23 protein-coding genes and 1 tRNA gene are annotated in these 20,586 nt (G+C 42.8%); 12 read left to right on the forward strand and 12 right to left on the reverse strand.

Annotation, left to right across the window (positions count from 1 at the left end):
- From apaG to MP3633_RS03545, 5 genes are read right to left on the reverse strand one after another with little or no spacing between them, the layout of a single operon-like run.
- A complete protein-coding gene (gene apaG / locus MP3633_RS03525; RefSeq protein WP_176334496.1) occupies positions 1-375 on the reverse strand; it encodes a Co2+/Mg2+ efflux protein ApaG in 375 nt (124 codons plus the stop codon).
- Entirely contained in the window at positions 376-1,176 is an 801-nt protein-coding gene (gene rsmA / locus MP3633_RS03530) for a 16S rRNA (adenine(1518)-N(6)/adenine(1519)-N(6))-dimethyltransferase RsmA (protein WP_112136908.1), read from the reverse strand.
- Positions 1,173-2,192: a 4-hydroxythreonine-4-phosphate dehydrogenase PdxA gene (gene pdxA, locus MP3633_RS03535; protein ID WP_176334497.1), complete on the reverse strand. Its 1,020-nt coding sequence runs from the start codon at positions 2,190-2,192 to the stop codon at positions 1,173-1,175. The genes rsmA and pdxA overlap by 4 nt, the downstream gene beginning before the upstream one ends.
- A 10-nt stretch (positions 2,193-2,202) precedes the next feature.
- Positions 2,203-3,453 carry a peptidylprolyl isomerase gene (locus MP3633_RS03540; RefSeq protein ID WP_176334498.1) on the reverse strand — a complete coding sequence of 417 codons (1,251 nt, stop codon included), beginning with the start codon at positions 3,451-3,453 and terminating at the stop codon, positions 2,203-2,205.
- A gap of 2 nt (positions 3,454-3,455) precedes the next feature.
- On the reverse strand, positions 3,456-5,708 hold the full coding sequence (locus MP3633_RS03545; protein ID WP_244959813.1) for an LPS-assembly protein LptD: 2,253 nt from the start codon (positions 5,706-5,708) through the stop codon (positions 3,456-3,458).
- Positions 5,709-5,836: 128 nt separating this feature from the next.
- Here MP3633_RS03545 and djlA point away from each other — a divergent pair, with 128 nt between their 5' ends.
- Entirely contained in the window at positions 5,837-6,625 is a 789-nt protein-coding gene (gene djlA, locus MP3633_RS03550; protein ID WP_176334500.1) for a co-chaperone DjlA, read from the forward strand.
- A gap of 14 nt (positions 6,626-6,639) precedes the next feature.
- Here djlA and MP3633_RS03555 read toward each other — a convergent pair whose 3' ends face one another.
- Positions 6,640-7,632 carry a DUF3530 family protein gene (locus tag MP3633_RS03555; protein ID WP_176334501.1) on the reverse strand — a complete coding sequence of 331 codons (993 nt, stop codon included), beginning with the start codon at positions 7,630-7,632 and terminating at the stop codon, positions 6,640-6,642.
- An 86-nt stretch (positions 7,633-7,718) separates the two neighbouring features.
- Here MP3633_RS03555 and rpe point away from each other — a divergent pair, with 86 nt between their 5' ends.
- Positions 7,719-8,390 carry a ribulose-phosphate 3-epimerase gene (gene rpe / locus MP3633_RS03560; protein ID WP_176334502.1) on the forward strand — a complete coding sequence of 224 codons (672 nt, stop codon included), beginning with the start codon at positions 7,719-7,721 and terminating at the stop codon, positions 8,388-8,390.
- Entirely contained in the window at positions 8,390-9,070 is a 681-nt protein-coding gene (locus MP3633_RS03565; protein WP_176334503.1) for a phosphoglycolate phosphatase, read from the forward strand. The genes rpe and MP3633_RS03565 overlap by 1 nt, the downstream gene beginning before the upstream one ends.
- A gap of 65 nt (positions 9,071-9,135) precedes the next feature.
- Here the strand turns inward: MP3633_RS03565 and MP3633_RS03570 are convergent, their stop codons facing one another.
- Complete coding sequence (locus MP3633_RS03570; protein WP_176334504.1) at positions 9,136-10,278, reverse strand: mechanosensitive ion channel family protein; 1,143 nt, start codon at positions 10,276-10,278, stop codon at positions 9,136-9,138.
- 56 nt (positions 10,279-10,334) lie between these two features.
- Positions 10,335-11,666 carry a magnesium transporter gene (locus MP3633_RS03575; RefSeq protein ID WP_112136924.1) on the reverse strand — a complete coding sequence of 444 codons (1,332 nt, stop codon included), beginning with the start codon at positions 11,664-11,666 and terminating at the stop codon, positions 10,335-10,337.
- 379 nt (positions 11,667-12,045) lie between these two features.
- Here MP3633_RS03575 and MP3633_RS03580 point away from each other — a divergent pair, with 379 nt between their 5' ends.
- From MP3633_RS03580 to MP3633_RS03595, 4 genes are read left to right on the forward strand one after another with little or no spacing between them, the layout of a single operon-like run.
- Positions 12,046-12,624, forward strand: a complete 579-nt coding sequence (locus MP3633_RS03580) for an anthranilate synthase component II (RefSeq protein WP_176334505.1) — start codon at positions 12,046-12,048, stop codon at positions 12,622-12,624.
- Between the two features lie 23 nt (positions 12,625-12,647).
- Positions 12,648-13,688, forward strand: coding sequence for an anthranilate phosphoribosyltransferase (gene trpD / locus MP3633_RS03585; RefSeq protein WP_176334506.1), 1,041 nt, complete (start codon positions 12,648-12,650; stop codon positions 13,686-13,688).
- A gap of 20 nt (positions 13,689-13,708) precedes the next feature.
- Positions 13,709-14,524: an indole-3-glycerol phosphate synthase TrpC gene (gene trpC, locus MP3633_RS03590; protein ID WP_176334507.1), complete on the forward strand. Its 816-nt coding sequence runs from the start codon at positions 13,709-13,711 to the stop codon at positions 14,522-14,524.
- Between the two features lie 43 nt (positions 14,525-14,567).
- A complete protein-coding gene (locus MP3633_RS03595; RefSeq protein ID WP_112136932.1) occupies positions 14,568-14,975 on the forward strand; it encodes an OsmC family protein in 408 nt (135 codons plus the stop codon).
- 63 nt (positions 14,976-15,038) lie between these two features.
- Here MP3633_RS03595 and MP3633_RS03600 read toward each other — a convergent pair.
- From MP3633_RS03600 to flgA, 4 genes are all read right to left on the reverse strand, one after another.
- A tRNA-Arg gene (locus tag MP3633_RS03600) sits at positions 15,039-15,114 on the reverse strand.
- Positions 15,115-15,198: 84 nt separating this feature from the next.
- The gene (locus tag MP3633_RS03605) at positions 15,199-15,678 is read right to left on the reverse strand and encodes a flagella synthesis protein FlgN (RefSeq protein WP_112136934.1); all 480 of its coding nucleotides are present in this window, start codon (positions 15,676-15,678) and stop codon (positions 15,199-15,201) included.
- A 37-nt stretch (positions 15,679-15,715) separates the two neighbouring features.
- Positions 15,716-16,030: a flagellar biosynthesis anti-sigma factor FlgM gene (flgM, locus tag MP3633_RS03610; protein ID WP_112136936.1), complete on the reverse strand. Its 315-nt coding sequence runs from the start codon at positions 16,028-16,030 to the stop codon at positions 15,716-15,718.
- Positions 16,031-16,143: 113 nt separating this feature from the next.
- Positions 16,144-16,836 carry a flagellar basal body P-ring formation chaperone FlgA gene (gene flgA, locus MP3633_RS03615; protein WP_176334508.1) on the reverse strand — a complete coding sequence of 231 codons (693 nt, stop codon included), beginning with the start codon at positions 16,834-16,836 and terminating at the stop codon, positions 16,144-16,146.
- Between the two features lie 140 nt (positions 16,837-16,976).
- Between flgA and MP3633_RS03620 the strand changes: the two genes are divergently transcribed.
- The 5 genes from MP3633_RS03620 (at position 16,977) to MP3633_RS03640 (ending at position 20,575) form a co-directional block, all read left to right on the forward strand.
- Positions 16,977-17,906 carry a chemotaxis protein CheV gene (locus tag MP3633_RS03620; RefSeq protein ID WP_176334509.1) on the forward strand — a complete coding sequence of 310 codons (930 nt, stop codon included), beginning with the start codon at positions 16,977-16,979 and terminating at the stop codon, positions 17,904-17,906.
- A 55-nt stretch (positions 17,907-17,961) separates the two neighbouring features.
- Positions 17,962-18,798, forward strand: a complete 837-nt coding sequence (locus MP3633_RS03625; protein WP_176334510.1) for a CheR family methyltransferase — start codon at positions 17,962-17,964, stop codon at positions 18,796-18,798.
- Positions 18,799-19,011: 213 nt separating this feature from the next.
- A complete protein-coding gene (gene flgB / locus MP3633_RS03630) occupies positions 19,012-19,404 on the forward strand; it encodes a flagellar basal body rod protein FlgB (protein ID WP_176334511.1) in 393 nt (130 codons plus the stop codon).
- Positions 19,405-19,409: 5 nt separating this feature from the next.
- Positions 19,410-19,859 carry a flagellar basal body rod protein FlgC gene (flgC, locus tag MP3633_RS03635; protein ID WP_112136946.1) on the forward strand — a complete coding sequence of 150 codons (450 nt, stop codon included), beginning with the start codon at positions 19,410-19,412 and terminating at the stop codon, positions 19,857-19,859.
- A gap of 11 nt (positions 19,860-19,870) precedes the next feature.
- Positions 19,871-20,575 carry a flagellar hook assembly protein FlgD gene (locus MP3633_RS03640; protein ID WP_112136948.1) on the forward strand — a complete coding sequence of 235 codons (705 nt, stop codon included), beginning with the start codon at positions 19,871-19,873 and terminating at the stop codon, positions 20,573-20,575.
- Positions 20,576-20,586: the final 11 nt, after the last annotated feature.

Here is a 20,586-nt window from a genome sequence, read left to right on the forward strand (position 1 = left end):
TCAGTGCACCTTATTTGGAACGAATAGAGTGAACGGACGAACAGGCGCTTCAAAACCGGTACCGTCATCGGCTAAAAACTGGTAGCTGCCTTGCATGCTGCCAACCACGGTTTCCATCACGGTACCGCTGGTGTAGTGAAAGGATTCACCAGGTTCTAAGTGCGGATATTCGCCAATGACACCGCTGCCTTTTACTTCTTGCACTTGTTCGTTGCCATCGGTGATTATCCAATGGCGTGTTTGCAATTTGGCTGACTCTGATCCGCAGTTAGTGATAGAAATATGGTAAGCAAATACATAGCGTGATTCAGCCGGTGTAGATTGGCTTGCTAAGTATTCGGTCCGAACGGAAACTACGACGTCATACTTTTGCATTTACCCTTCCTTTTTTAGTACGTAGTTGGTAATGCGCACAAAGTCTTCTACATCCAATCTTTCTGGGCGAAGCGTTGGGTCAATATTCAATGCTGCGAAATCGTCGTTGTCCAGTACCCCTTTATAGTTGTTGCGTAGGGTTTTCCTACGTTGCTGAAAGCCTGTTCTAACCATGTCTTCCAGCTTTTTGATGTCATCAACGGGATGAGGAAGGGTTTTGTGTGGCGTCATTCTTACAATCGCTGAGTCCACCTTAGGCGCTGGGTCGAATGATTCAGGCCCAACAATAAAGAGAGATTCGACGCTGCAATAATACTGAGCCATCACACTTAAGCGGCCATAAAGGCTGTCGCCTGGGCGTGCAGCCAAACGATCCACTACTTCTTTTTGTAGCATGAAGTGCATGTCTTGGATGGCGCTTACTTGGCTTAGTAGGTGAAAAATAAGCGGCGTCGAAATATTGTAGGGTAAATTACCTACGACACGGATAGCCTGTTCTTCAGTTCGAAGTGATGTGAAATCAAATTTCATTGCATCGGCTTCATGAACAGTTAGTTCAGGAAAACGGAATAAATTCACTTTTAGAATAGGGATTAGATCGCGATCAAGCTCAACCACGTCCATACGCTCAGTGATGCTGATAATGCCTTCTGTTAATGCGCCTTTACCAGGGCCAATCTCAACGAGACGTTGACCTTTTTTTGGCGCGATAGAAGCCACAATATGGCGGATAACGCCGTGGTCATGAAGGAAGTTTTGACCAAATCTTTTTCTGGCTTTATGGGGTTGCTGTTTGCTCATGTAGAAAACTTTTTCGCGTTATTTGCCATGTTAATAGCATGTTGAATGGCCACTTTAAGGCTGCCGTTACTTGCCTTGCCTGTGCCAGCTAAATCAATCGCTGTGCCGTGGTCGACGGATGTTCGAATAATGGGTAAGCCTAAGGTAATATTTACGGCGTTACCAAAGCCTGAGTATTTTAACACAGGTAAACCTTGATCGTGATACATGGCTAAGACGCAATCCGCCTCATCGAGGTATTTTGGCGTAAACAAGGTATCAGCAGGAAGCGGACCTATTAGGTTTAAGCCTGTTTGGCGGAGTTTGTTGAGCGTTGGAATAATGGTGTCAATCTCCTCTCTGCCTAGATGACCATCTTCCCCTGCGTGCGGGTTTAATCCACAGACTAAAATGTTAGGACGAGCGATGCCAAACTTTTCTTGTAGATCTTTGTTAAGCGCTTTCACAACAAGACTGATGCTTCGTTCTGTAATGGCGGCTGGTACTTCTTTTAATGGGAGGTGAGTCGTCACTAACGCCACTTTCATTGTCTCTGTTGCTAGCATCATAACAACGTGTGGAGAGCGGCATTGCGCTTGAAAAAATTCGGTATGGCCTGAAAAATGTACGCCAGTCTCACACAAAACACCTTTGTGCACAGGCGGTGTCACGATGGCGTCAAACCTTTTCTGAAGGCAGCCTTCCCCTGCTTTTTTGAGTGTTTCTAGTACATAAGGTGAGTTGGCAACATCAAGAATCCCGGCGCGGGCTTTTTTAGCCAGCGTCACCGGTAAAACACTGATAAAGCCTTGTTTGTGCGCTGCCACGTCTTCTGAGTGTGTCAGTGTTTGGATGTTTACAGTGATGCCTAATGTATTCGCTCTGTCTTTGAGTAGATCGGGATCTGCGATCACAACTAAACGAGCAGGAAAGTTCTGCTCGTTTAGGGCACTTAAAATAATATCCGGGCCGATACCTGCGGGTTCTCCAGAGGTAATCGCAATAATGGGAAGCGATTCTGTCGTATCATTTGCCATTAGTTGTCTCTTATTTTTTGATATCGATAAAGGCGTCAGCACGTAATTCATCAAGCCAGTTACCTAGGATGATGTCTTGTTTTTGTGCCGTTAGGGCGCGTTCAGCATTGCTGCGTTTTACTTTATCACTGATATCCGCTTCTCGACGACCTTCAACTTGCAAAATATGCCAACCAAACTGTGTACGGAAAGGTTTGCTGATACCTCCGATGTTGGTTTTATTCATGACGTCTTCAAATTCAGGCACCATAGTGCCAGGCGTAACCCAACCTAAATCTCCGCCTTGCAGTGTTGAGCCTTGATCTTCGCTCTGCTCTTTGGCAACTTGAGCGAAATCTGCGCCATTGGTTAATTTTGTATATACATCGTTAGCCAGTAGCTCTGTTTGTGCCATGTCTCGGATTTCGTTAGGGCGGACTAATATATGGCGTGTCTTCGTTTGCTGTTGCAGCGTGATATCAGGCGAACGTTTCTCAATAACCCAGAGTAAATGGAAGCCTGCATTACTTTGTAGTGGACCAATGAGAGGACCTTTTTCCGCTTCCATGGCTCGAACAAACAAGGGTGGTAGCTGATTCACTGGACGCCAGCCTAAGTCTCCACCTTCGATGGCAAACTGACCGTCTGAATTCTCAATCGCTTGCTGAATAAAGTCATCCTCTGAATTGATATTCTGAGCAATGCTTTTCATTTTGGCTTCAGCTTGTTCTAAATTGCTGGCTCTAATCAGTAAATGGCGAAGATGCACCTGATCTTTTTCTTTGGTGATGCTCGTATCGGAACTGAGGTAGTCGTCAATTTCTTGTGCTGAAATAACGATACGTTTTTTAACGATTTCTCGCTTGATGTTATTGATTAGAATTTCTTGCTCAATTTGCTCACGGTAGCGCGCATAATTAATGCCTTTACCCTCAAGAACGTTTTTTAGACCTTGTAAATCTAAATTCATATTTTTGGCAACGCCAAGAATGGCATTGTCTACGTCTGAACTCGGTGCTCGCATGCCGACTTTACGAGCATGATTGACCTGCAATACTTCATCAATCATCTGGTTTTGAATCTGACGATGGATGTTGTCCGTCATGACGCCACCAGGAACGCGTTCTTTAACAATCTGAAAACGGTTTTTAATGTCGCTTTCTAGAATAGGTTTGGAGTCAACAATTGCCGAAATACCATCAATTTTAGTTGGCTCAGCGTGCAGAGTTTGCAACGGTGTGAATGCAAATAGTATAAGAGAGAAAAAAGAAAACAACTTCATGGTTAGTATCCAACTTGTCCTTGGTTCCAGTAGGTGTCAGCAACACTGGATTCGCTGTTAGCGCTGCCAGCAGTACTTAAACCACGTAACGTAAATTGTAAAAAGACGCCTCTATCAAATTTTTCGTCATCATTGAGCCAATCTTGATAGCTTAATGAGACCTTGATGCAGCAGTTTTCATAGCCTAAACCAGCGATTTCTTTGATGGAGTCTTGTTTCAAGAAATCATAGGTGTATTGAGTAAACATGGACCAGTTTTGGTTGAGTGGAAAAATACTTCCAATACTGGCTTGTTTTGCATCGTCATCTGAATCTGAATTGTTGATCGTGTACAAATAACTTAGGTTAATTTTTATATCATCAACAGGTTCTAATGTTGCGACAAGTTGGACTAAGTTTACTTCGCTATCGTCTAGGTTGTAATTCAAATTACCTGTTAGGCTGTAACGATTACCATTGTAGCTTGCTGATGTTAGCAGATCGCTGCGCTTTGAGTCGTCAATCGCCGTATTTATATCTGTGTCATTATTAATACCAACATAGCGATCTTCTAAATAGAAGACCTGTCCTGCCTTAAATGCCCACTTTTCACTATTTCTTCCATCATATAGACGACTTTCTACACCAAGAGTGACTCGTTCTGTGTCACCAATACGGTCATTGCCATTAAATCTTGTATGACTAAATGCCTGTGAGTAAGTCATTGTCGATTCAGTGGCATCAAAGTCTGGAATAAGATCTTGGTCTTCATAGGGCGAATTTAAATAACTTAGGCGTGGCATTAATGTTTGACGCCATGACTCATCACTAATCATTAAGCGGCGCTCAAATGATATTGACGAATCAATATAGCTTGTTAGGTGTGTTATTGATGTGTCGCTTTCCGAGTCGGTTGTATAATTGTGAAGGTTATAGTCACGGTATTGGGCCAACACCCCTGGCGATAAACTTCCCCACGCGTTGCTGAAATTAAGATTTACGTCTTGATTTAGAACTGTCCGTTGACCATCAAAATTGTCTTCGGCGGGGTCGTAAAAATCAGTGTATTGAGCGTCAATTTTGTAATCTAAATAAGAGCTTGCAATACGATAGGAGCTGCTTAGACGTGGCAGCCATTCGAATGGTTTATCATTTGCAGTGTCTGGCGTTTGGTAGGTTAAATACGTAATTTTATTGAGAAAGTTGCCATTATTGAAGCCAAAATAAGCGCTGCGTTCATAGTTGTCTTTTTCACCAATTGACGTGCTGTTCGCCTCAGGGTATTTATCCTCTGTCGGATTACCTTCGGCGGTTAACCCTGCGCTGAAGTGTTGATTAAATTTTTGAGTGGACGTTAGTTTTATTAACGTTTGCTCGCCTTCATCTTTGTCTGAAAAAGAAGATTGCTCGTATGTCGTTTGTCCGTAAGGGCTTAAGTGTCGAAGTTCTAAGTCGACCCCTGCGCCTTTTTCTTGGATGTATTGCGGTGTGATCGTCGCGTCGTAGTTCTGGGCGATATTCCAATAAAACGGTGTTGAAATGCTTAGACCGTCCGATCCAGAATAACCAAAACTAGGAAACAAGAAGCCAGTTTGACGGCGGTCATCTAAGGGAAAGCGTAACCAAGGGAAGTAGAAAATAGGCAGGTCTGCAATGCGTATTTGTACATGTTTTGCAGTACCGAAGCCGCTGTTAGGGTTCAGTTCAATCGAGCTACCGTATAATTTCCAGCTTTCATTGTTCGGTTCACACGTCGTAAAAAAGCCTTCTTCTATAAATACTACGCCATCTTGTGATCGAGAGAGTAATTTTGCTTCTCCGCGAGCGCCAGATGCGTGATTAAGAAATTTTGCGTCGTTGAACGCTGTGGGTGCTTTACCACTATTGTCAATATAGCCACTTGAGCTACGAATTAGCTGACTATCGCTACGTAAAATGACGTTTCCACTGGCGTGGTAGTATTCATCGGGGACACCTTCTATCTTATCGGCTGATAAAGAGGTTTGGGGCTGCTTTATTTCAGCGGCACCTTGAAGGTGAATAACGCCGTTCTTGTCACGGACAATAAGATCAGCCGACAGATTGGTGCCTGTAATGTCTGTTGCTTGCCAGCTATTAATATAGGATCCCTGACAATATCGACCGAGCTGTTTTTGTTGCTCGGCCGTCAAAGTTTCTTTTGGAGCCCAATCCCATTGATCCACTTGAGCTTGTGCAAGTGGCAATATGAAAAGACTTTGAAAAAATAAGGCGTAGGTGCGTAAATGCTTAACCATGCAGGGTATACTTGCCATCAAAGTTTATTGTCCGAAATCGGATGCTGCCCATAGGCGGTTCCACGTTATGAGACAAATGATAATCTAAGCAGGCCCATAGGGGCTACCGATTCTGGAGAAATATCTTTATGTGGAAAATTGTTTGCGCAATTTTGGGTTATATATTGGCTGGTTTTTTAGGCGGCTTACTAGGCTTTATCGTAGGTGGTGTGGTCGATAGAGCTCAGACAGGCGGTGCTTTTAGCCGTATTCGAAGTCGTGCGGATGTGCGTCTACAGCAAGAGACTTTTTTTCGCACATTATTTCTTTTGATGGGGCGTTTGGCTAAATCTGATGGGCAAGTATCTGAAGCTGAAATTCAATTGGCTCAATCGGTTATGCAACGCCTGCGACTGTCGCCAGAGGCTCAGGATCAAGCCAGACAGTTATTTAATGAGGGGAAATCGGCAAATTTTGACCTTGTTTCGGTTCTAGATAATTTCAAGCAAATTGTCGGACCTGGAGACCTGACGAGGACGTTGTTAGAAGTTTTGCTTGTATCTGCTTACGCCGACGGTCATTTTAGCGTAGAAGAAAAATCGTTTGTTTCTCAAGTTTGCGCGCATCTTGGCGTTTCGGTGGCTGAGTTTGAAGCGCTACATATTCAAGTTAAGCAACAAGCGCACTTTAGACAAGGTTATTCTTCTTCTGGCAATATGGGGTCGAAAGATTTATTGAAGGCGGCTTACGAGGCGTTGGGAGTGACGTCCGATATGAATGATGCAGATATTAAAAAGGCATATCGTCGTTTGATGAGTAAGAATCATCCGGACAAGTTGAGTGCGCAAGGGCTGCCAAAAGAAATGATAGAGTTAGCGAAAGAGCGAACCCAGGAAATTCAGTCTGCCTATGAGCTGATTAAGAATGCTCGTAAGTAAGTACTAATGCATTGCTATGTGTTGATGGGGCTCTCGTAGAAGAGCCCTTTTTTTACACTAGGCAATGCTTTTTTCTGAAGTATTTGGCGAGTATTTTGTTTTAAAAAGCCTCGTACGCGTTGGATTAACAGTTGTTTGCTGTCTTTTCCTGTAGCTCTGTCGGGCAATGCGTCTAATTGTATGTAATCGTTTCTATTCTCTGTTCTTTGGTTTGCTGCTTGTTTTCGCCAAGTGGCAAACTGATCACTGCCCGCATTGCTGTTGACATAATAATCTAAAATAGGTTGTGCGACTCGACGAATTTGTTGTGCTATTTCATAGTTTGATAGGTTTGGTGGTGCATCTATGTCTATGAGTGCTAAGGCTTCGCCAGACGCTTGGTTATTGGCTAGAAAGCTAAGTGCGTAGCTTGCGCCTGTTTTATAGCCAAGAAAGACAAACGTTTCGACGTCTTCTGTTTTCGCTTTGTTGATGGCCGCTTGGATTCGAGCGAACACCTCGGTTTGATTTGGCAGTTCGATTGGTTGTTGATTATTCTCTGTATTTGGCGCTTCTGTTTTAACAGGCGCAGCGCGTTTGACAATGTCTGGTACTTCGATAGACAAGGTACACCAGCTGTGTTCTGGCAAGGCGTTACGCAATGGCGCGATAGCGTCTGGCCAGTCAGGGTGTTCATTATCTGAGTGTAATATGACGACGCAGCCTTGCGTTGAACTGGTAATGGATGGCTTATAAAGGGTAAGAAAAGGTTTACCATTGGCCTCTAGTGTCTGAATTTGGTGGCCGAGTCGCCTTATGCTCAGCGAGGCTTTTAAAGCCTCAATTCGTGATGTTTGCGGTGCGGGAGTGATGTAGTCTTTCTTGTCCGCTGAGTTGGTTTCCGATATCGGTGTGTCCGCGGTATTGTTACCTGGTGTGGCTTGTGGTTCTTCCGCCCAAAGGGCGGCGCTTGCGCTCAAGGAAAGAAGTACGATGATAATATTGAGCAGGGCATTATTTTTCTTCATTGTTTTCAATACTTCTTTTGGGTGTCTTGTTAAAATGCGACTTAAGTTTTAACTATTTTTTTATTGTGTCACTGCTGGAGTCAGATATGAATGATTTTATCATTGCCCCTTCGATCCTTTCCGCCGATTTCGCTCTATTAGGCGAAGAAGTAGACAATGTATTAGAAGCGGGAGCCGATATCATACACTTTGATGTGATGGATAATCATTATGTTCCCAATTTAACGATTGGTCCTATGGTGTGTAAAGCACTGCGTAAACATGGTGTCACCGCTGACATTGATGTGCATTTAATGGTAAAGCCAGTGGACCGTATGATCGGTGACTTTATTGAAGCGGGGGCGTCTATTATTACCTTTCATCCAGAAGCAAGCGAACATATCGACCGGTCTTTGCAGATGATTCGAGAAGGCGGCTGTAAAGCGGGGTTGGTATTTAACCCTGCGACACCTTTGCATTATTTAAAACATGTGATGGATAAAGTGGACATGGTCTTGTTGATGTCCGTTAACCCGGGGTTTGGTGGTCAATCTTTTATTCCTGGCACCTTGGATAAACTGCGTGAAGCTCGTGCTTTGATTGACGCAAGCGGCTACGACATTCGTCTTGAAGTGGATGGTGGCGTGAGTGAAAAGAACATTGCAGAAATAGCACGTGCTGGTGCGGATACCTTTGTGGCTGGATCAGCTATTTTTGGAAAAACGGATTATAAAGCGGTGATTGACGCTATGCGTAAAGAATTGTCGAGTGTTCGTTAATGAAAACACCTAAATATTTTTCAGCGTGGTTTGACGGTTGGCCTGAATTAGTTTGCCTTGATCTTGATGGCACCTTGGTGGACAGTGTTCCTGATATCGCTAATGCAGTTGATGCTTTTTTGGCCGAGTTTGGCGCGGCTTTGGCCGGTGAAGAGCAGGTACGGGCTTGGGTTGGTTTTGGTTCTGCTAAGTTGATTGATCAAGCACTAGAGTGGGCGAGTATTGATCCGAGCAAGCATGAAGAGGCGTATCGTATTTTTCTGATGCACTATCGTGCTCACTTAACCGATAAAACAACGCTTTATCCTAATGTGAAAGCGTTGTTGAAGGCGTTTAAACATCAGGGTGTTCCGATTGCTTTAATCACCAATAAGCCAAGTGTTTTCGTTAAGCCAATGATGGATTATTTTGAATTGACGGAGCAATTTGGCTGGTTATTAGGTGGCGACACCTTGGAAGAGAAAAAACCATCGGCTATGCCTTTATTACATTGCAGTGAGTCGATCGAAGCTTTGCCTGAAAAATGTTTGATGATTGGTGATTCTATTACCGATTTTAAAGCGGCAAATAATGCCGGGTTTAAATGTGCTTTGGTGACATACGGTTATCATCAAGGTATTGATCTTACTGCGTTAGGAGCTGATGCCATTATCGATGATTTGGCCGAGCTGCTCGTTTAATTTTTTTACTGTAATAAAGTCAAAAAGCCAAGCGAGAAACAGCTTGGCTTTTTTGTGTGTAAAACTTAATTTGACGAGGTCGTTGAGGCCTGCTCGGAGGAACCTTCTTGTTCCGACATTAATGCCATTTTGCTGTTATTTGCCATATGCACAGTGTGGGTTGGGAAGGCGACTTCGGCATTATGAGATTCAATGATTTTCATTGCCTTAAACAATACGTCTTCTTTCACGTTGTGAAATGTTCGCCAATCTACGGTTTTTGTATAGGCGTAAATAAAGAAGTCCAAAGAAGAAGGACCAAACTGATTAAAATTCACCATATAGGTTTGATTGGAATCAATGTCTTCATGTTCCGAGATCATGTCTTTGATGTCGGCCAAAATGGTCGGTAACACATTAAAGTCTGTATAGCGTACACCTATAGTTTCATTGAGACGACGATGTGTCATACGCGATGGGTTTTCGACAGAGATCAATGAAAAAGTTGAATTTGGCACATACAAAGGGCGTTTTTCAAAAGTGCGGATGCGTGTTTGTCTCCAGCCGATGTGTTCGACTGTGCCTTCTATATTTTGGTCTGGAGAACGGATCCAATCCCCAATGGCAAAAGGTCGATCTAAATACACCATTAATCCACCAAAAAAATTAGCAAGTAAGTCTTTGGCGGCAAAACCTACCGCGATCCCACCAATACCGCCGAAAGCCAATACCCCAGAAATGCTAAAGCCAAGCGTTTGAAGTACAACAAGAGCGGAAGTGATGACAACGGATGCTCGTAATAGTTTGCTGATTGCGCTGGCAGTGGTGTAATCCACATTGGCGGTGATTTTGCTGGAGTTGGTCAGGGTTTTTTCGCTTTCTGATATGCAGCGTAAAACAAACCACGTCAGGATAATGACGACACCTACTTCACGAATAGAGTGGATAAGTGAAGAGAATTTAGAATCGATTTCAGTGCCAGATATTTCAGCGGCAATAGTTACCCCCGCTAGCCATATAAAAACACCGATGGGCTTTTGGGCAGCGTGAATCAGGACGTTATCCCAAGGCGTTTTGGTTTTCTCGAGTTGCTTGTCTATACGCGTTAAAATGCGAGTAGCAATGAAATTGGCTATAAGTGTGCTGAGTACAACCAAAAAAACTCTAACTACCCAGTGCATTTTTGTATCACCAAGGCCTAAATAGATCTGCATCGTTTCCCAATTCATTGTGCTTTTTTCTCTCCGTTTTGTTGATTAATGTCGTTTTATACAAGAGGGTCTTTTTAAATCAGCAATAGAGTTCCAAGCCCTAAGAAAGCCACGAAACCTGCGATGTCCGTTACGGTTGTTAAAATAACAGAGCCAGACAGTGCGGGGTCAATGCGTAATTTATCCAATAGAACTGGGATTAGCACACCAGAAAGAGCGGCCATTACTATATTAACAATAATAGCCAGACCAATTACTAGGCCAAGCATTGGGCTTTCGAACCACCAAAGCGTGACAACACCTATTACAATAGACCACAAAATACCGTTCAAACCGCCTACTTTTAATTCTTTGGACAATAGAGACTTTAAGTTGCTGCGAGTAATCTGCCCCAGTGCTAGTCCTCGAACAATTAAGGTCAGTGTTTGGCTACCGGCAATGCCACCCATAGAGGCAACAACGGGCATTAGTACGGCCAAAGCAACGACTTGTTGCAGCGTGGCTTCAAATAATCCAATAAAAGCGGACGCTAGAAATGCTGTCAGTAGATTAATACCTAGCCAAATGCCACGCGTCGCGGCACTGCGTTTCACTGGCGCGAACAAATCAGATTCTTCGTTTAGACCTGCCGTTGCCATTTGTTGAGCTTCATGCTCTAAACGCCATGTTTCCATCGCGAGTCCGGCATGGAATCGGCCTAATAAAATATGGTTGTCGTCTACAATAGGAAGAGCGGATAAATTGGATCGCTCTAGTTGTTCTGCTGCTTTGGTTAGTTCTGTATTCGCATGAATGAAAGAGCACTCTTCATCGATTAAGCTGGAAATAGGTTCGTGCCCTTGCGCTTTAAACAGTAGGTCGAACTTTACGCAGCCAACCCAGCGACCGGTTCTATTTACTAAATACACCATGTCAGTGTAGCTTGGGGTGCTTTTTTTCAGCAATCTTAAGGCCTCAGATACGCGAATAGATTGAGACGCTATTAAAAGTTCATGGTCGATCCAGCGGCCAACAACATCGTCGTCGTAAACAATACCTTGCTGGTAATATTCACGTTGTTTGTTGTCCATTTGTTTTAGGGCAATATCGACGAGACGATCTGGTAACGAGTCGGTTATTTCGAGTAGATCTTCAGCGTCCACGTCGGTGAATAGGGCTTCAATCTCTGCGTCGTCCAGCCCTTTTAAAAGTAGCTGGCGGGATTCTCCACGCATCTCAACCAAGATATCAAGGCGATTGGCTTGCTTGATATTTGCCCATGCTTGTTTACGCTGAGCAAGCGGAATGGATTCAAGTGCTAAGGCCACATCGTCTGGCGTGAGCTCTGAAATGGCCTTGTTGACGGATTCTGGTGAATGTTCGTCATGAATGAGGGTTTCGATGAGGTCGGCAACTTGACTATGCACAGAGTATCCTTAAAGCACTGAAAGTTGAGGGTAAAGATAGCATGCTATCTAGTGTGCGGTACAACAGCTTGTTTATCAAACAAGGCTTTGTTTTTATAAGGTATTATTTATACGTTTCCTAACAATTGAGTGATTTTGATAAAACATTGTATCGATTTTGGATATTGGCAATTAGCCGTGCTCGATAATGAGTATGGTGTGACACGTTTTGATCTTTAGATCTAAGCAAGACAGGGTGTTCATGACAGTGTAGAATTTGGCGCATTTTCAATACTTGACTCTTATTTTATGCGAATACATCTGTTTTTTGGTGTTGATTTTTTGCGGATAATAGCTCCTTTGTGTAGGTTGATATTACTTTATAGGCGCGCCCTTTTTTATGCTTCTGATGATCGATAATTACGACTCTTTTACGTATAACCTTGTGCAGTATTTTCGTGAATTAGGCGCAGATGTGCGGGTCTTTCGTAACGACGAAATTAGTGTTGAAGAGATTGGGCGCCTTGCGCCGTCCCATTTGGTTATTTCACCAGGGCCATGTACACCGAATGAAGCGGGTGTTTCTATGGCGGCGATTGCCGCGTTTGCAGGAGAAATCCCCATACTGGGTATTTGCTTAGGTCATCAAAGTATTGGTCAAGTCTTTGGTGGCGAGGTAATTCGTGCTAAAAATGTCATGCACGGTAAAACCTCGTTAATTTATCATGAAAATACTTCGGTATTTTTAGGGTTGCCAAACCCACAAACGGCGACTCGCTATCATTCTTTAGTGATGTCGGCGGACTCTTTGCCTGACTGTCTTGAAGTGACCGCTTGGAGTAAAAATTCAGTGGGTGAAAACGAGGAAATTATGGGGGTTCGGCATAAAACCCTAGCGGTTGAAGGGGTGCAGTTTCATCCTGAGTCGATTCTTACCGAGGCGGGTCATGCTTTATTGGCCAATTTCTTAACACGATAGTTTTAACACAATAGGAGAGGCTGGTGGATATTCAAAAGGCGATTGCTGCCGTTGTTGAGCGTCAAAACTTGAACAGCGACGAAATGCGAATAGTGATGAATGATATCATGACTGGAAAAGCCACTCCGGCACAAATAGGCGGCTTTTTAATTGGCCTAAGAATGAAAGGCGAGACGGTCGAAGAGATTACGGCAGCGGCACAAGTGATGCGAGAGTTGTCTAGTAAAGTAGAATTGGATCTCGAGCATGTGGTGGATACTTGTGGAACGGGCGGAGATGGCAGCAATTTATTTAATGTGTCGACAGCGTCTGCGTTTGTTGTGGCGTCTGCTGGCGGTAAAGTAGCAAAGCACGGTGGTCGCTCTGTTTCCTCAAAGTCAGGCAGTGCCGATGTGTTGGAGCAAGCGGGCATTTATCTTGGTCTTGATGCAGTACAAGTTTGCCGGTGTATTGAAGAAATTGGTTTAGGTTTTATGTTTGCGCCTAATCACCATTCGGCGATGAAGTATGCCGTTGGCCCTCGTAAAGAAATGGCGACGCGCACTATTTTTAACTTGCTTGGTCCATTAACTAACCCTGCGAATGCAAAACGTCAGGTGATGGGTGTTTTTCATCAGAAGTGGGTACGTCCTATCGCGGAAGTGCTGAAAGCGCTTGGCAGTGAGCACGTCATGGTTGTTCACTCAGAAGATGGGTTAGATGAAATTAGTATTGCTGCATCAACCTATGTGGCTGAATTGAAAAATGGCGAAATCTTAGAATATAAAATCTCACCGGAAGACTTTGGTATTCCGTTGCAGTCTACAGATACGATACAAGCTTTTGATGCGGCCGAAAGTTTGGCGTTAATTAAAACCGCGCTAGAAGGCAAAGGCAAAGTGAATCCAGCGAGAGATATTGTGGCTTTGAATGCGGGTGCGGCAATTTATGTATCTGGTATCGCCGATACTTTAGCTGAAGGGGTGAATATCGCAGAAGATGTGATTGGTGGCGGTACCGCCAAAGTCAAAATGTCAGAATTGGCCAGTTTTACACGTTGTTTTATGAGTCCTGACTTACTGTAATTGATAGGAGCGGTAGCGTAATGCAAATAGAAACACCGACTATTTTAAAGAAAATTGTGGCTCGTAAGTACGAAGAGATTAGCGAGCGTAAAGCTCATACACCTTATGGCAACTTAGAAGTCGCGGCGTCCGTGGCGAATGTACACAATGCGCCGCGAGGCTTTGCTCAGGCGTTGAAGCATCAGATTGCGATAGGTAAAGCGGGTGTGATTGCAGAGGTGAAGCAAGCGTCTCCGAGTAAGGGAATATTGCGCGACCCATTCATTCCAGCAGATATTGCAAGGTCTTATGAACGAGGTGGTGCGGCTTGTTTGTCCGTTTTGACGGACAAAGACTTCTTTCAAGGTCATGAAGACTTTTTAGTGGAAGCACGTGCTGCTTGTAAATTGCCGGTTATTCGTAAGGACTTTATTGTCGACGAGTATCAAGTATTAGAAGCCAGAGCGATTGGTGCTGATTGTATTTTGCTGATAGCAGCTTGCTTGAGTGGCGAAAAATTACGTCAGCTCGATATTATAGCTCGTGATCTTGGTATGGATGTTTTGGTTGAAGTGCACAATCGTCAGGAGTTGGATTTGGCTTTGGAATATACTCAGACTGAATTGCTTGGCATTAATAACCGTGATTTGCACACCTTTAAATTGAGTTTGGATCACACTTTTGAGTTGATGGGCCTTGTGCCTTCTGATCGTCTTATTGTGACTGAAAGTGGTATCCATACTCGTGATGATGTGGCGTTGATGCGTCAAAAAGGGATTCACGCATTTTTAGTAGGTGAGACGTTTATGCGAGCGGATGATCCTGGTGATAAATTGGCTGAACTTTTTCAGTCCTAGTAACGGTAATGTCAGTCATAGCAGAATGAAGTAAGGTTGAATTATGAAAACGAATGTTAGTTGGCAAGAAGATGTTCATTTTACCGCAGAGACGGGGTCTGGTTTTAAGATAGAGATTGACGGTAATCAAATTGCTGGCGCAAGGCCGATGGAGTTGTTGCTTGCGGGCTTGGGTGGCTGTACATCTTATGATGTGGTTGGGATTTTAAAGAAGTCTCGTCAAGACGTTGTGTCTTGTGTTGCTCAAATAGAGGCCGATAGGGCGGATTCTGTACCTGCTGTTTTTACTGAAATTCGCGTACATTTTGTTGTTACTGGGCGAAAATTGAAAGAAAGCGTTGTTGCTCGTGCGGTTAAGTTATCTGCTGAAGAGTATTGCTCTGCATCATTAATGTTAGAAAGAGGTGGTGTTAAAATTGTCCATAGCTTTGCAATAATTGATATTGAATGATTTTTTTTTAAAAGAATTTTAAAAAAGAGCCCTGAGGCTCTTTTTTTTGTTTTATAAGAAATTTGGTGTCCCCACCAGGACTCGAACCTGGAATAGCTGCTTAGGAGGCGGCCGGTATATCCTGTTTACCTATGAGGACTTATATTGAGGCGTGATTTATACATTAATTATGTTTAGATTACAAATGTGAGTCGAGCTTGTATCGTATTGATTCTTATGGTTTTTAAGCTCGCCCTAAAGTGTGTTTACTACTAATAGGACGTGTTGAACCTCTAGCTGTATAAACTTTATTTTTGCTGCTATGACCTTGAAGTAGCTCGAAGAGGTGTTTGTTGCGTTTTTGTAAGGTATTTAAAACTCGAGCGTTTGTATTATTTTGTGTTTTGCATTTTTTCAGTAGCGTTTCACAATCTTGCATTAATAGACGAACATTATCCATAGAACTGTCTTGTAGGGTAAGCCAGCTTTTAAATTCTTCTTCAGAGGGTTTTTTACGATCGACAATGTCAAATTTAATAAGAATATTAACTCTTTTTTCATTGAGCTTATTCATTTCATCAAGCAGGACTTGTTTTTGTTCGGATAGGGTAATGATGGTTTCGCTGTCCAATTGCCCATAGGCTAGTCGCTCTTCATCAAGGAGCGAAGAGAGTTTTTCTAATATCTCTTTGCTTCTTATGAATATAGGGGCAATAGGGATCATAGGGCAAACCGTTCACAGACTGAATAGAGTGTACAGTCTAGAATAGCGAATCCATAGAAGCCATATTATTCGCAAGCTTCTGCGTATCTATTTTATATTCGCCTGCAGCGATAGCACTTTTGATTTGTTCTACTTTTTCCATGTCAACATCTGGTAAGTTGCCAATTTTAGAATGCTGATTTTGTAGGGTCTGTGCAGTACCGCTTAATTTAACGGTGTCTTCAGCTAAAGTGCCGCCATTTTTTACGCTGCTTTGTTTCTCTGTCGTACTAACAGTTGCATCGTCTTTTTGCGAGCGTTCACTTTTATTGATCGTGCTCTGGTTTGATAGACCTGTAAGGTGTATTGCCATTGGGTTTTCCGCCCTTTAATGATTTGCCTGTCTATGTTGTCGGCAAGATCCACAAAAACTTTAATGAAAAGCTTCAGAAAAAAAGAATATATAAACTGCCGGTCAGTCTGTACTCAATAGTTTACAAGAACCTCACTGTCAGTTACAACTTTGGCGTATATAATTCTTTCAGAACTTGTGTTTTGGACACGTATTTGTTGTCCTTCTACACCATTTTCTAAAGCAACACCATTCATTCTGACGGTAATACTGCCACTTTTTGCTGTTATTAATACGACATTGCCTTTTTTTACAAGCATTGGTGGGGTCGTTAGATTAACCGTTATAAAGGTATTAATGCGCAAGTTTCGTGATGCGACCTGGCCATAAGGAGGGTTTTTCTTTGTAAAAACATGTCCTCTTAAGCTAGATAAGTCGACTTCACCCACATCCGTATTTGACTTACTGATGACTTGGCCGCGATTAATTGGAGTGATGGTTTTTATGGCCGGAATCATGATGGATTGGGTAACGGGAGCATAAGACTTCCACGTAGGGTTGTTGCAACTGATTTCATAATTTGTGCGTTTGGTCGCTTCTGGTCTCTGATTGCGGATTTGAATCGACTCACTGTCGCAAGCCGGTAAATAATTGAGCGCTGCTGCATTATTTAATGTAATGCTAATAATGGCATCCGGATATATTTCTGCCAGTCTAGGAATCTCTACTTGGTTTATGTAGTGATTAATTTGATCTTCAGTAGATAAGGCAAATGTAAAACTGGCTTGAAAACAAATGAAGGCTAAGCTTAGCCTTATGATTCGCATGATTCGCTCACTTTGTCTATTATGGCGTTATAAATAAGATAGTTAGTAAAATATTAGAAAGCACTTTATCATTGGATGATGCATTTTAACAATTTTGAGGTTATACCTCGGTATAATGTTTACACATTTTGGAGGCGTTTATGGCTGGAGTTTTGGATACTGTTAACCAACGTACGCAGCTTGTAGGGGAAAATCGACTTGAACTGCTGTTGTTTCGCCTGAATGGTAAGCAAATTTATGGCATCAATGTCTTTAAAGTGAAAGAAGTTCTTCAGTGTCCGAAGTTAACAACTATGCCTCACAGTTCGCCTGTGGTCAGAGGTGTTGCTCATATTCGTGGTGGAACCATTCCAATTTTAGATTTGGGTTTGGCAACTGGCGCGAGCCCAATGGAGAATATCAGTCAATGTTTTGTCATTATTACGGAATATAATCGTCGAATTCAGGGTTTTCTGGTTCGTGGCGTCGAGCGTATCGTAAACATGAACTGGAGTGATATTCAGCCCCCACCTAAAGGGTTGTCGAACGATAACTATTTGACTGCTGTTTGTCAGGTCGACAAAGAAATGGTTGAGATTATCGATGTTGAGCAGATTCTATCTGAGGTTGCTCCTACTCGACAGGATATTTCGGAAGGCATTGTAAATGCTGACGTAACAGAAAATGCGAAAAAGCATCATATACTTATTGTTGATGACTCTTCGGTTGCACGTAAACAAATTAAGCGTTGTATGGAACAGGTTGGTTTTGCTACCACCGTTTTGTGTGATGGTCGCGAAGCGCTTACCTTCCTCCAAGACATGGTTGCAGAAGGAAAAGACGTCACGCAGGAGTTTTCTATGGTTATTTCTGATATTGAAATGCCAGAGATGGATGGATATACGCTGACGACAGCTATTCGTAATGATAGTCGTCTACAAGATTTGTTCATTCTTCTTCATACTTCTTTGAGTGGTGTTTTCAATGAAGCGATGGTGAAAAAAGTTGGGGCAGATGGTTTCTTGGCGAAGTTCCAACCGGATGAATTGGCTCGATTGGCAATAGAAACTGTGCAGGTGCAATCTGAATGATGTTTAGGCTAATCTTTGAAGTGCCTTCTTTATCCCTGTTACTTATGGAGTTTTAATGCTCAGTAGTACAAATGCAATTACACCTAATGGCTATATTAGGTTCAGAGATTACTTGCAGAAAGCGTGTGGAATCTCACTGAGTGATAACAAACAATATTTGGTCGCTAGTCGTCTAGGTAAAGTCTTGGAAAGAGAGAATTTTTCTAAGATTGAGCAGTTAGTTGACGCTTTAGAGCGATTTGGGAGTTCTAAGCTTAAGGAAGAAGTCATTAATGCAATGACAACAAATGAAACGCTTTGGTTTAGGGATACGCATCCATTTACCATTTTGAAAAACAATGTGCTGCCTGAAATGACGGCTGCTCCTCTAAAGATTTGGTCGGCCGCCTCATCTACAGGCCAAGAACCTTACTCTATCAGTATGGTAATTGAAGAGTTTAAATCTACTCGACCAGGTGTTTTGAAGGCTGGTGAAAAAATTGTTGCGACGGATATTTGTACAAACATACTCCAGCATGCCAAGCAAGGTGAATACGATAGCTTGGCTATTGCTCGTGGTCTTGGTGTAGATTTACAGAAACGATATTTTGATAAGGTCAACGACTCAACTTGGAAAATAAAGCCGCATTTGAGTTCGCGTGTAGATTTTAGGTATTTGAACCTTATCGATTCATTCGCCATGTTAGGAAAATTCGACGTAATCTTTTGTCGAAATGTACTAATATATTTTACCGTTGATCTAAAATTGGATATTTTGAAGAGAATGCATGCTTCTCTAAAGCCTGGTGGATATTTGTTTCTTGGCGGATCAGAGGCATTGAGTGGTTTATCTGATCACTTTGAAATTGTTCAATGCCATCCAGGTATTGTCTATAAATCTAAAGCTGTTTAGTTTAGATAGTCCTTACATTTCGTATTAAAGAGCCTGTCTAATGTTTTTAGATGGGCTTTTTTGTGTTTATTGTTCTGTCATTATTGTTGCCGCTTTTTGCCGTTAGGAGGGTTTTAATATTTAACCAATTGAAAAATAAGGGTTTTTATTTATGGCATCATAATTGCTTTATTTTATCTATATTGATAAATAATATTTTTCCTTGAGGATTGAATGGCTATATCTTTTGCGAGTGCATTTGCAGGACACGACAAGACGCTGGAGTTTAGAAGTGCAAGAGCGGCCGTCCTTGCAAATAATATTGCTAACGCTGACACGCCAAATTTTAAGGCGAGAGATATTTCGTTCGACTCGGTTTTAAGTAGTGAAAGTAGCAAGCTTAGACTTGCTGGAACAAATGCTAGGCATATCTCAGAGGAAGGTTTTTCGGGTGAGTCTGATGGCTTGTTGTACCGAAATGCCAATCAACCATCGTTAGATGGTAACACGGTGGATATGCAAAGAGAGCAGGCTGAGTACGCACAAAACTCATTACAATTCGATACGAGTTTTATGTTCTTAGATAGAAAAATTAGCGGCATGAGAAAGGCGCTTACTGGGAATTAATAACGATGTCTTTAAGTAATATTTTTACTATTTCTGGGTCTGCAATGAGTGCCCAAACAGTGCGTTTGAATACGATTGCGAGCAATATGGCAAACGTAGATAGCGCGGCAAGCTCTGCGGATCAGACGTATCGTGCCCGTAAGCCAGTGTTCTCACAGATGATGAATGACAGTATGCGTGACTATGGTTGGGGTAATGCCAGCAGTGATGATAGCGGTGCTGGGGTTGGGGTGAAGATTGATGGTATTGTCGAATCGGATGCACCTTTGCAACCTAGGTACGAGCCAGGCCACCCAATGGCGAATGAAGAGGGTTATGTCTTTTACCCGAATGTGAACCCGATGGAAGAAATGGCCGATATGATGTCGGCTTCTCGATCTTTTCAGACGAATGTGGAAATTATGAACTCGGCAAAAAGTATGATGCAGAAAATGCTCACGCTTGGGCAGTCATAGGAGCAGATTAGATGGCAGATATATCTGATACGAAAGGTCTTGGCGGGCTGATATCCCAATACGGAACAGAAGCGGCCAAGTCCAAAGCTGGTATTGAAAAGCCGGAAGTGCCTAAAAATGAAGGGGCGCTGGCCGATCAAAATGTCTTTTTAAAGCTGTATATCGAACAGCTAAAAGGGCAGGATCCGACGGCGCCTCAGGATACGAATGACATGGTGGCGCAAATGTCACAGTTTAGCTCGTTAGAAAGGCTAACCAGTATCTCTGACCAGCTAGAAAATATGGCGACCTCGCTTACTTCTAATCAGGCGCTTAGTGCCTCTACCTTGGTCGGTAAGTCGATCTTGATGGAAGGGAGTAAAGCTAAAGTGACAGATGGTTTGGAAGGGGTTCAGTTAAGGACGGTGATGCCTGAAAACTCTCAGACGGCGACATTGAAAATATACGACGCAGATAACCGCCTTGTTCGTACGGCTACGCTTAACTCTGGTGAGTATAAGTGGGATAAGTTAGATGATGACGGAAATGTTTTGCCGCCTGGTGAATATCGTTTTGCCGCGTCCTCGACAAATGACAAGGGCGAAATTTCGGCCTTGAGTACTCGTCTTCCAACGCGGATTCAAGGTGTCACCATTAATGGTGAAAACGGCACGGTTTTAAACGTGGAAAACCACGGAAAAATCAAACTTACGAATGAATTAGAAATATTAGGGTGATTGGAGAATAT

Source organism: Marinomonas primoryensis, assembly GCF_013372285.1.
In the GTDB taxonomy this organism is placed as follows: Bacteria; Pseudomonadota; Gammaproteobacteria; order Pseudomonadales; family Marinomonadaceae; genus Marinomonas; species Marinomonas primoryensis.